Consider the following 11,440-nt stretch of genomic DNA (forward strand, 5'->3'; position numbering starts at 1 on the left):
GCCGTCTCCTCCCCGGGACCGCCGCCAAGGCTGGCACCCTCGGAGGGACCCGCCGCCCGGGTTGAATCCTCGAGGAAGTTCGCGTGAACTACAGCGGGGGTGGAGGCCGATCGGCCTCCACCCCCGCTCAATGCGTCTTAACCCGCTCGCGAGCAGCACGCTTGGAGAGCGACCCCTACGTGATGTCCGTCTTCACCAACACTCGCTCAGGGTCCCGCGTCCCGGCCCGCCAGCGGCGCTTGCGGCCCTTCGGGATGATCGTGCGGAGCACCAGGACGAGGACGACCAGCACGATCGAGCCGCCGACACTCGCCCAGGCGATGGTCTTCTCCAGGCCCAGCGGGTCGTAGTCGACGTCGAGCGCGCCGATCTCCTGCCGGTCGCCCTCCGCGAGCGGCAGCCCGGCGGAGGCGTCCTCGGTCGGCACGGCCTGCACCTCCGTCGAGGTCACCTCGGACTCGTCGTACGGCGCCGTCAGCGCCTCGGCCACGTTCAGGACCCCGTAGCCCTGGTAGATGTTGAAGCCGTCCGGCGGGTGGATCGCGGTCTCCTGCAAGCGGGCCTGGATCCACTCCGGCGTCGCCTCGGACCCGAACTCGCCCTTCAGGAGCGCGGCCGCACCGGCCACGAACGGGGACGCGAAGCTCGTGCCCGACGCCTCCTGCCAGTCGCCGCCCGCGTAGGGGAACGCGAGGTTCTGGCCCGGCGCGAGCAGGTCGATGTTCTCCCCGAAGTTGCTGTCCGCGTACCAGTTCCCGGACGGGTTGTGCGCGCCGACCGCGAGCACCCCCGGATAGTTCGCCGGGAAGAACGTCTGCTGGTCCGCCTCGATGGAGGTGTCGTCCATCTCCTTGTTCTCGTTGCCCGTCGCCCCGACCACCACCACGCCGGCCGCGAGGGCCGCCTCGACCGCGGCCTGGAGCTCATCGGTGTGCACCACCACGAGCGACAGGTTGATGACGTCGGCGCCGTTCGCCACCGCGTCGTTGATCGCGCCCGCGGTGACCCGGCTCTTCTGGTCGTCGCCGCCTTCGTCCTTCGCCCCCGAGAACACCCGGATCGGCAGGATGTTCGCCTCCGGCGCGACCCCGACGAAGTCGTTGTCGCCGACCACGCCGCCCGCGGCGATCGCCGCGACCGCAGTGCCGTGGTAGAACGAGTCGCACTGGCCGTTCCCGTCCGGGTCCCACCAGTCGTAGCCCGGCAGCAGCCGGTCGCCGAACACGTCGGACCGACCGGCCTCCACGCCCGAGTCGATGATCGCGATCGTCACCGGCTGGCCCTGCTTCTCGCCCCGCTCGAACGTGCCCCGGTTGTACTGCTGGGCGTCGTCGAGGCCGATGAAGTTCTTCGCCCACGGCCGGGTGTTCAGCGGCTCGCCGCCGCCCTCGAGCGGCACGCAGTCGAACTGCTCGTCGGCCAGCGCATGTTCGAGGGTGAACTCGGCGTGCGCGGGAGAGGTCGCCAGCAGCACCGTTCCGGCCGTCGCCATCGCGACCGCTGCGGAATAGAGAGGAATACGCGGGAGGAATCGCACCCGCACAGTCTAACGCCGCAGCGCCAAAGGGCCGGTGCGCCGTATACCGGCGCGAAACACCGCAAGGGCGGGGGACCAAGAGGTGGACTCGTCCGCTTACGATAGGTACGACCACTCACCTTCATGATGGAGACGTCGCCAATGACGATGCTTCAGGGGCAGCAGCAAGCACGCGGTACCGCGTCCGTGCAGGCCCAGCAGCAAGGCGGCCCTGTCGCCGGCGAGTCGGTCGTGTTCACGACCCGCTCATCGGGCCGGCTCGGCCCGCTCACCGTCGCCCAGCTCATCGCCGTGGAGCTCGCGCTCACGATCGCGTTGGCGTGCTTGGCGTTCGGGATGATCGCGCTGGCCGCCGGAGGCGGCGTGGCGCTCATCGTGCTGATCGTCGTGTTCTGGCGCAAGGGCGACTACTGGTGGTACCAGACCTGGCCGCTCAAGTCCCGCATGCGCCGGCGCATCCGCGCCCTCGACCCCCAGCAGCTCACCGAGGTCCTCCACCGGATCGCCCCCGACCTGGGCATCACCGGCGTCGAGGACCGCGACGAGAACGTCGGCATCGGGCACGACAACGGCGGCTGGTTCGCGGTCATCGAGATCGGCTCCACCGACGAGGGCACCAAGGCCGTCCCGCTGGAGCGGCTCGAACGCCTCTTCGACGAGACCTCCGTGCCCGTCTCCGCCGTCCAGCTCGTCGGCCACACCACCCCGGTCGGCCTGGCCGCCTATGACAACAGCCCCTCCTCGCGGTCCTACCGCGAACTCCTCGGCGACTACCCCGCCGTCGTCCACCACAAGGCCTGGCTCGCCGTGCGCCTCGGCGCCCGCGACGCCCGCGAGGCCACCGCCGAGCGCGGCGGCGAGGTCGACGGCGTCTACAAGGCCCTCGCCTCGACCGCGCAGCGCGTCAGCAAGCTCCTCGGCAACGTCGGCGTCCCCAACCGCATCCTCGACGCCGAAGGGGTCCGCGAAGCGGTCCAGCAGTCCCTCGGCGTCGCGTTCGCACCCGTCCCCGGGGAGCGGACCGCCGAGGAGTGGAACCACTGGTACGCCGACGGCCTGCGCCACGTCGCCTACCGGATCACCAAGTGGCCCACCGACGCCGTGGCCCTGCACCGCACCGTGGACGCCCTCTCCGGCGTCCCCGCCGCCTTCGTGACCGTCTCGACCGTGGTCACCGCCGGCGCCAACGGCAAGGTCAACCCGGACGGCCGGGTCACCGGCCGCCAGCTCGCCGTCGACGCCATCGTGCGCCTCGCGCTCGACCAGGCGTCGTGGGAATCGGCGCAGAACCAGCTGCTCAACGTCGCCGACCAGCTCGGCGTCCGCCTGCAGCGCCTCGACGGCGAGCACGGACCCGCCGCCTACGCATCCGCTCCGACCGGAGGAGGACCCCGATGACCGACCGCGGCAACGTCTACGGCGGCGGCACCTACCAGGGGGGCTCGTACCAGGGCGGGAACTACCGCCCCGGCGGTCGCCACTCCGACGACGATGACGACCAGCGCCCGGTCGACGACGACCAGGGCGGCACCCTCAACGTGCCCCGCGCCGGCCAGCCCCCGGCCTCCCCGCCGCAGGCGCCGTCGAGCCCGTCCGGGCACCCGCAGGCCCCGGCCTACGGCCGCCCGCCCGGCCAGACCGGCCAGCAGCCCGCCCAGCCCGGCGGCGTCTACGGCGCCCGCCAGGGCCAGCAGCCCCCGCAGCAGCCCGCGGCCCGCGGCGGCGCGCAGCCCCCGCACCCCGCCCAGGCCCCGCAGGGCCCGCCCTCGCAGCAGCAGCGGCCCCAGCAGCCGCAGTACCAGACCCCGCGGCCCCCGGAGATGCGCCCGCCGCAGCCCCCGGGACCCCAGGGCCAGCCGCCGTCCTCGCCGCCGCAGTACCAGCAGCAGCGACCGGTCGCGCCCCCGCCCGCGACGCCGCCCCAGGGCCAGCCCTCGCAGCAGCAGCGCCCCCAGCAGCCGCCGTACCAGCCCCCGCAACCGACGTCCCCGCAGCAGCGCCCGGCCCAGCCGCCCGCCGCCGCCCCCGTGTCGGCCGCCCCGGTCTCGGCCCAGCCGGTGTCCGGCCAGCCCGTCTCCGGCAGCCCGATCTCGGGCGGACCGATCTCCGGCGGCCCCGTCTCCGGCCAGCCGTACTCCGCGCAGCCCGCGAGCGCCCAGCCGTACTCGGGCATGCCCTACTCCGGCGCCGCCCCGATCACCGGCGGCCCGATCAGCTCCCTGCCGACCTCGGCCGGCCTGTTCGGCGTCTCGCAGGTCTCCGCGGGCCCCACCGAGGGCACCGTCTACGGCCTCCCGGTCACCGACCGCGCGGTCGAGACCGCCCGCGACGCGGGCAAGCCGATCGAGCCGGTCAAGTCCGTCTCCCAGATCCCGACCGCCCGCGCCCTCGAGCTCATGACCTCCGCGAGCCCGCCCGCCGGGCTCGTCATCGGCCGCGACGCCGAGCAGGTCCCGGTCGTGGCCCCGTTCTTCCGGCCCGAGGAGACCCGCATCAACCTCATCGGCGGCGTCTACCTCGCCCGCCTGCTGGTCTTCCGCGCGCTGGCGATCGGCACCCGCGTCGCGGTGTGCACGACCCGCCCGCAGGAGTGGAACGGCCTCGGCGAGACCGCGACCGGCCGCAACGACCGCCTCGCGGTCCTGCACGGCGACCAGCCGGTCACCGTCGAGGCGAGCCAGCACTCCCCGGCCCTGTACGTGTACGACGTCGGCGAGCGCGGCTCCCAGACCAAGCCGGTCCTCGGCCCCTGGCGCACCCAGCTGACGGTGCTCCCGCGCCTGACGAACTACGCCGACAGCCTCACCGGCGAGGCCCACATGACGGTCCTCCAGCGGCTCACCGCCGAAGAGGCCCAGATCGCCCGCTCGGCGATCCGGGTCAACCAGGAGGTGCTCCAGTGGCTCCAGATGCTGCACGACGACATGATCGCCATGCTGCGGAAGGGCCAGAAGGAGCGCTACCTGTGGTGCGCCCCGACCTCCATCGAGTCCCAGATGTTCGGCGCCCCGATGCGCACGTACTAGGCGACACGCCCGGAACGACGAACGGCCCTTTCACTCTTTCGAGTGAAGGGGCCGTGTCGTGTCAAGAGGTCAGCTCGCGTCGCGCCAGTTCGCCAGGTACGCCTCGGCCAGCTGCGTGGTCATCTCCGTGAGGCTCGCCTCGTCGACCCCGGCCTCCTTCGCCACCGAGAGCCGCAGCACCAGGTAGACGTTCGCGTCCTGGAGGTGCAGCTGGTAGTTCGAGGTCCCGTCGGTCACGACCCGCGCCACCGCGGCGGCCTGATCGCCGATCACCGGCGCCGGGTCGACCGGCGTCCACAGCTCGGCCAGGTCGCCCAGCTCCCCGGTGCCCAGCTCGAAGTTCACGCTGGCCTTCGCGTCGCTGTCGAACACGGTCCCGTCGACCTCGAGCAGCGCGGCCGCCTGGTCCGCCTCGCCGTACGTCAGGGTGCACAGCTGCACCCAGCCGCGGCTCTTCTGCTCGGCCTCGGCGGCCTCGGACGGCTCCGCGCCGTTCACGGCGGACTCCAGCGGACCGGCGTCGACCAGCGAGCACGGCGACTCGCTGCCCGCGTAGACGAGGCCCGCGTCGGCGCCGTCGCCGCCGCCGTCGTCCGAGTCGCGGTTCACGAACCACCACACGCCGCCGCCCACCAGCGCGAGCGCCACGACGCCCGCGACGATCTTCGGCCACGGGCTCGACTTGCGGGCCCGGCTGCGCACCTTCTGGAAGTCCGAGCGCCGCCGCGGCTCCTTCGGCATGTAGCCGAGGCGCCCGATCGTGGTGGTCTCGGCGCCGCCGCCCCACTCGTCCCTGCCGCGCTCGTCGACGAACGCGGCCTCCTCGAACGGCTGGTCCTGATGCTGCGGGGAGCCCTCCGGGGCCGCGCCGGGGCTCGGCCGGTACTCGCGGCCGCCCTGCGGCGCGCCCGTCCGCGGCGTCGACCCGGTCACGGGCCCGCTCGGCCGGCGCGACTCGTAGCCGCCCGGCTGCGCCTCATAGCCCCCGGGCTGCGGCGAGAACTGCTGCTGGGGGGACTGGTACTGGCCCGGCTGCGGCCCGCGGCCCGCCGAGGGGCCGCCCGCCCGCGGCGCGCCGCCCTGCGGCGACGGCCGTCCGGCCTGCGGCGAGGGACGCCCCGCCTGGGGCCGCCCCTGCCCGTAGCCGCCCTGCTGGGGGCGCTCGGGGTTCGGCTGTCCGCCCTGGCGGCGGCCTTGATCACCTTGAGCAGAGTACGGCTCGCCCGATCCCTGCGGCCGGCCCGCGCGGGGCCGCCACTGGCCGGAGCCCGACCGCCGCCCGTCGTCGGGCTGCTCGTCGTATGCCGGGCCAAAGGGTGGTGTGGCGCTCACGATGATCCTCCGCGAATGGTTGCGGCGTGTCGACTTGACGCCGCGGTAGTCACGGTCAGCTTAAAGGGAGCCGCCTAATTCCCCGCCCGGGGGAGTGAGTCGAGGAGACCGGAGGACAGGCTTTGGGCCAACGCCGCCACGTCGCCGCCCTCGGGCGGCGTGCCCGTGACGAACACGTTCAGGCTCAGCGTGGTGTTCGCCTCCTGGGCGTGGAGGCGCACTTCCGTCTCCTCGCCCTCGGCGATGACCGCGGTCGCCGCCTGCTCGCCGACGTCGCCCACGCCCTCGGTGGTGTGGCCTTCGGACGCCTCGAACTCGAGCACGCCGGCGTACGCCGCACGGGCCTTCGCCGCGTCCTCGTACACCTGGACGGTCGCGAACAGGGTCACCAGCCGGTAGGCGTCGCCGCCGGCGTACTCGGCCGAGTACGTGCAGTCGAACGCCTGGACCTTCTCCTCCGAGGACTCCTCGGGGCTGCGCGCCTGCTCGGTGTCGGCCCACGGCGCGAGCAGCTCGGGGTCGACGACGCGCTCGCACAGGTCGCCGATCTCGCCGGCCTCGACCAGCGGCGCCTCGTCGCCGATGCCGGAGCTCCAGAAGAGCACCGTGCCGCCGGCGAGCAGCAGGACCGCGACGACCGCGAGGACCCATCCGACGCTCGTGAGCTGGCGGAACAGGTCGGCACCGCGATGCCGCCCCTGGTAGGTGGCCGGTTTCCCGTCCGCCCGGGGCTCCTCGGACTTGTCCGAGTCGATCACCTGGAGTGCGATGGCTCTGTCCTTAACATCCGTGGCCGCTGCTGGCGCGCCACTGGACAGCTTATCGAGTACATGGGACACGGGCCACGCTCGATTCGTGCCAACCACGAGGAGTCGTGTTTTCTCACCCGATCGTGACGGCTCCCACTGAGAGGGAGGGCACCGGCTTGTCCACCTGTTCGGCGAAAGACACAGAGTGTGCGATACTCGACCTTGTCGTACCGCACATGTCTACGGACGGTGCGACCCGCAGATGTCCAGTCCGCGCCCCTCACGACGGCGACGGACTTGACGACTCGGCTGGGGGCAGAGGTGTTTCCCCAGCGCGAGTTGAGGCTTTACAGAGCGGCCCGAACAACTGGGGACAGCGCCGGAACAAGGCTCGCGAGCCTGATGGGCGACGCGAGCCGGACGCCGGCCCCCGCCCGGTCGGGAGGACCGCACTGCTGATGCCGCGCCCGTGCGGCAGCGGACGCAAACCGCGTCACGCGCCCGGGCAGCGGCTGGAATGGAGATTTATTCGTATGCGCGAGAATGAGCCGCGCGAACAGGTGCCCGCGATCGCGGTGACCTTCATGGCTCCTCAGAAACCCAAGAGCGACGAACCGGCGCCCGAGGCGCCGCGCAGCGAGCGGCCCCGGGCCTCCGCTGCGACCGCCGCGATGTTCGCACCCCCGCCCAAGGCCGCCCCCAAGGCGGACGAACCCAGGTCCGAGCGGACCCGGTCCGACTCCCGCGACCACCAGGACGACGGCGACTCCCGCCGCGGCCAGGACGCCGAGCCCCGCCGCCAGGCGAAGAAGACGCAGGCCAAGAAGGCCCAGCCCCAGCAGGAGCAGCAGCCGACGCGCAAGCGCACCCGCAACCGCGGCGAGCAGCGCTCCGGCGACAAGCCCGCCGACCGGGGCCCCGAGGACAAGGCCGCCGAGCGCGAGCCGAAGGCCGAGGAGCCGGTCGCCGAGGACTTCGACGACGACGAGTTCGACGACGATGACGACTCCGAGGCCGGGCGCCGCAGGCGCGGCCGCCGGGGCCGCCGCGGCCGCGGCCGCGGCAAGGGCGTCGACGGTGCCGAGGGCTCCGACGACGATGACGACGACGAGGACGAGCAGTCCGACGAGGACGACGAGGACTCGGGCGCCGACGGCCCCGAGGTCACCCGCCGTCGTCGCCGCCGCCGCAGGCGCGCCGGGTCCGAGGACTCCGACCGCTCCCGTCCCGACGACTCCGACGACGACGCCGAAGTGGTCGTCAAGGTCCGCTCCCCGCAGCGCCGCCCCTCCTCCAACGAGGAAGTGCGCGGCGTCTCCGGCTCCACCCGGCTCGAGGCGAAGCGCCAGCGGCGCCGCGACGGCCGCAAGACCGGTCGCAACCGCGTCCAGGTGGTCTCCGAGGCCGAGTTCCTTGCCCGCCGCGAGGCGGTCGAGCGCCAGATGGTCGTCCGCGTCCGCAACGGCCGCGCCCAGGCCGCCGTCCTCGAGGACGGCATCCTCGCCGAGCACTACGTCTCGAAGTCCGGGGCCCAGGGCCTGGTCGGGAACGTCTACCTCGGCAAGGTCCAGAACGTGCTCCCGAGCATGGAGGCCGCCTTCGTCGACATCGGCCGCGGCCGCAACGCCGTGCTGTACGCCGGCGAGGTCAACTGGGACGCGACCGGCCTGGCCGGCCGAGCCCGCTCGATCGAGCAGGCCCTCCGGCCCGGCGACTCCGTGCTCGTCCAGGTCACCAAGGACCCGGTCGGCCACAAGGGCGCCCGCCTGACCAGCCACGTCGCCCTCTCGGGGCGGCATCTGGTCTACGTCCCCGGCGGCAACGCCTCGGGGATCTCCCGCAAGCTCCCCGACCGCGAGCGCACCCGCCTCCGCGCGGCGCTCAAGAAGCTGGTCCCCGAGAGCGCGGGCGTCATCGTGCGCACCGCCGCCGAGGGCGCCGGCCCCGAGGAGCTCGCCCGCGACATCTCCCGCCTCCAGATCGAGTGGGAGGAGATCCAGGCCAAGGCGAAGAAGAGCAGCGCCCCCGCGGTGCTGCACTCCGAGCCCGACGTGCTCATCCGGGTTGTCCGCGACGTCTTCAACGAGGACTTCAAGGAGCTCCTGGTCGAGGGCGACGAGGCCTACGACGAGATCCACAAGTACCTCGAGTCGGTCTCGCCCGAGCTCCTGCCGCGGCTCAAGCGCCACACCGGCACGAAGGACGTCTTCGCCGAGAAGCGCGTCGACGAGGGACTGCTCAAGGCGCTGGACCGCAAGGTCTACCTGCCGTCGGGCGGCTCGCTCGTCATCGACCGCACCGAGGCGATGACCGTGATCGACGTCAACACCGGTCGCTTCACCGGAGAGGGCGGTAACCTCGAGGAGACCGTCACCAGGAACAACCTGGAGGCGGCCGAGGAGATCGTGCGCCAGCTGCGCCTGCGCGACATCGGCGGCATCATCGTCATCGACTTCATCGACATGGTCCTGGAGTCCAACCGCGACCTGGTGCTCCGCCGCCTGACCGAGTGCCTGGGCCGTGACCGGACCAAGCACCAGGTCACCGAGGTCACCTCGCTGGGCCTGGTGCAGATGACCCGCAAGCGGGTCGGCCAGGGCCTCATCGAGGCGTTCTCCGAGCCCTGCGACCACTGCAAGGGCCGCGGCGTCATGATCCACACGGACGAGATCCTCGGCAACGGCCGCAAGAAGGGCAACGGCGGTGGCGGCGGCAACGCCGGCCAGCACCAGGGCCAGCAGCACCAGGGCCAGGCCCAGGGGCAGAACGGCGGCGGCAAGAAGAAGAAGGACAAGTCCAAGTCCGGCCGCCAGCAGCAGCAGGACAAGTCCGAGCCGCAGGGCAAGTCCGTCGCCGACGCGACCGCGAAGATCGCGGCCGCCTCCGACCACGGGCCCGAGGACGACCACGACGACACCGTCGAGATCGTCGACGAGACGACCTCCGAGCCGATCGCCGAGGCCTCCGAGCCCGACGCCGCGCTCGTGGTCGAGACCGAGACGATCGACACCGCGGCCGCGACCGAGGAGGCCGTCCCCGCGGACGCCGACCAGGTCCTGGCCGAGGAGCAGCAGACCCCCGCCGCGTCGGACTCCGACACGGCGGACCCCGAACCGGACTCCGGCGACGCCGGCGCCGATTCGGACCGGTCTTAGGATCGGGCGGCGCCGCGGACTGTGACGTTCGCGGCGTCCGCCTGATCCCCATGCCGGAACCAGCGGGTACATGACGTACCCTAGTGAGCGGCCTATAGAGCCCTCAGCTTTTCGTCCTCGCGCAAGCGGGGACGAGCGCGGAGCTCGATCGGCGGGCCAGCCCAGGCGACGTTCGCGAAGCCGGAGTTGGCACGGTGCGTGACACCGCGAAATTGACAGACACCGTTCCCCTGCGGGGAACTGACAGCTATGTCCCCGCATCGGGGAGGACCCAAGGAGACCGCGTCGACATGTACGCAATCGTCAAGACTGGCGGAAAGCAGTACAAGGTCGCCGAGGGCGACGTCCTCGAAGTCGAGAAGCTTCAGGGCGAGTCCGGCGACACGCTTACGCTGCCCGCGGTGTTGCTCGTCGACGAAGGCACTGTGGTCACCGACGCCTCCGGCGTCACGGTGAGCGGTGAACTTCTCGAGCACACCAAGGGCCCGAAGATCAAGATCCACAAGTACAAGAACAAGACCGGCTACCACAAGCGCCAGGGTCACCGCCAGCCGCTGACCCGCGTGCGCATCACCGGTATCACCAAGTAAGGGGTTGAACGATGGCACACAAGAAGGGCGCATCCAGCTCCCGCAACGGGCGTGACTCCAACTCCAAGCGACTTGGCGTCAAGCGCTTCGGCGGCCAGCACGTCAGCGCGGGCGAGATCCTGATCCGTCAGCGCGGCACCAAGTACCACCCGGGCGACCTCGTCGGCCGCGGCGGCGACGACACGCTCTTCGCCCTCGCCGAGGGTGAAGTGCTGTTCTCGCAGAAGCGCGGACGCAAGCTGGTCAACATCGTCCCGATCTCCACCGAGGTCGCGGCGTAAGACCAGAGCGGCAACGCTCACCAGCACGAAGGGGCCGGGCCCGTCTTTCGACGGGCCCGGCCCCTTTCGCGTACCCGCCGGCCGGACTCCGCACCGCGCCGCCGACAGGCTCGCGTCCCACGCGACCGGGTCAGTCTCCCGGCAGCGGGCGGTGTGCTCGGCGCCGGTTCTTCTTCCTCCTCCCTCCTCCGCGCAACGCGCCTCCTCCTTCCCCCTTCCCTGGCGTTCCGCGCTGTCCTTCTTCCCTCTCCTTCTTCCATCGCTCTCTCCCCTCCTTCTCCTCCGTCTCCTCCGCGCACCGAACGACACCATCCGTTCACAGCGCCGACCCCCGGATGTCGTACCCCTCCCGTAGGTTCGAAGTCGGGAACCCCCGAGGCGCCGCGCGAATCCACGGCCGGCGCCGATGGCGAACGCAGTCGGCTCAGGCCGACTCGACTGCGCCGCAGCGGTAATGCGGCAGGTCAGCGCCGTCGCGAGCGGAAAGGGACCCCCCTGATTCGTGCGCTCAAAACCCCGTGTATATTTGTCTTTGCCCGCGGGGGAACGGAACAGAACCGAGAAGGTCTGGTCCGGAAGCCGCCGGAGACCAGCGACAGATTCAATGAGTCAGGCGCGGTCCGGTAGCTGAATCGCGGGACACTCAGAGACTCACCAGAGGCTCGCTCGTGTGTGACACAGGTTAATCGACCTGAAGTTTGCAGAGCGATCCGAGACTGTTAGAGTTGAGAGGTTGCTCCGGCGGAGAACGAAATCCTGATGTGGATGAG

General features: G+C 71.8%; 7 protein-coding genes and 1 pseudogene. 5 read left to right on the forward strand and 3 right to left on the reverse strand.

Annotated elements, in window-relative coordinates; all coding sequences use genetic code 11:
- Positions 1-175 precede the first annotated feature (175 nt).
- On the reverse strand, positions 176-1,492 hold the full coding sequence (locus ABD419_RS22715; protein ID WP_344491644.1) for a S8 family peptidase: 1,317 nt from the start codon (positions 1,490-1,492) through the stop codon (positions 176-178).
- A 186-nt stretch (positions 1,493-1,678) separates the two neighbouring features.
- Between ABD419_RS22715 and eccE the strand changes: the two genes are divergently transcribed.
- A complete protein-coding gene (gene eccE / locus ABD419_RS22720) occupies positions 1,679-2,935 on the forward strand; it encodes a type VII secretion protein EccE (protein ID WP_344491647.1) in 1,257 nt (418 codons plus the stop codon).
- Positions 2,932-4,563 (forward strand): hypothetical protein, encoded by a 1,632-nt coding sequence (locus tag ABD419_RS22725; RefSeq protein WP_344491650.1) that lies wholly within the window; start codon positions 2,932-2,934, stop codon positions 4,561-4,563. The genes eccE and ABD419_RS22725 overlap by 4 nt, the downstream gene beginning before the upstream one ends.
- A 69-nt stretch (positions 4,564-4,632) precedes the next feature.
- Here ABD419_RS22725 and ABD419_RS22730 read toward each other — a convergent pair whose 3' ends face one another.
- On the reverse strand, positions 4,633-5,895 hold the full coding sequence (locus ABD419_RS22730; protein WP_344491653.1) for a hypothetical protein: 1,263 nt from the start codon (positions 5,893-5,895) through the stop codon (positions 4,633-4,635).
- Between the two features lie 74 nt (positions 5,896-5,969).
- On the reverse strand, positions 5,970-6,653 hold the full coding sequence (locus ABD419_RS22735; protein WP_344491656.1) for a hypothetical protein: 684 nt from the start codon (positions 6,651-6,653) through the stop codon (positions 5,970-5,972).
- A gap of 557 nt (positions 6,654-7,210) precedes the next feature.
- Here ABD419_RS22735 and ABD419_RS22740 point away from each other — a divergent pair.
- The 3 genes and pseudogenes from ABD419_RS22740 to rpmA form a co-directional block, all read left to right on the forward strand.
- A pseudogene (locus ABD419_RS22740) lies at positions 7,211-9,497 on the forward strand (Rne/Rng family ribonuclease); the annotation flags it as partial.
- A 592-nt stretch (positions 9,498-10,089) separates the two neighbouring features.
- Positions 10,090-10,389, forward strand: coding sequence for a 50S ribosomal protein L21 (rplU, locus tag ABD419_RS22745; protein ID WP_091052684.1), 300 nt, complete (start codon positions 10,090-10,092; stop codon positions 10,387-10,389).
- Between the two features lie 11 nt (positions 10,390-10,400).
- Positions 10,401-10,670: a 50S ribosomal protein L27 gene (rpmA, locus tag ABD419_RS22750; protein ID WP_091052687.1), complete on the forward strand. Its 270-nt coding sequence runs from the start codon at positions 10,401-10,403 to the stop codon at positions 10,668-10,670.
- Positions 10,671-11,440 lie beyond the last annotated feature (770 nt).

It is taken from the genome of Glycomyces endophyticus (assembly GCF_039531525.1).
GTDB classification, from domain to species: domain Bacteria; phylum Actinomycetota; class Actinomycetes; order Mycobacteriales; family Micromonosporaceae; genus Glycomyces; species Glycomyces endophyticus.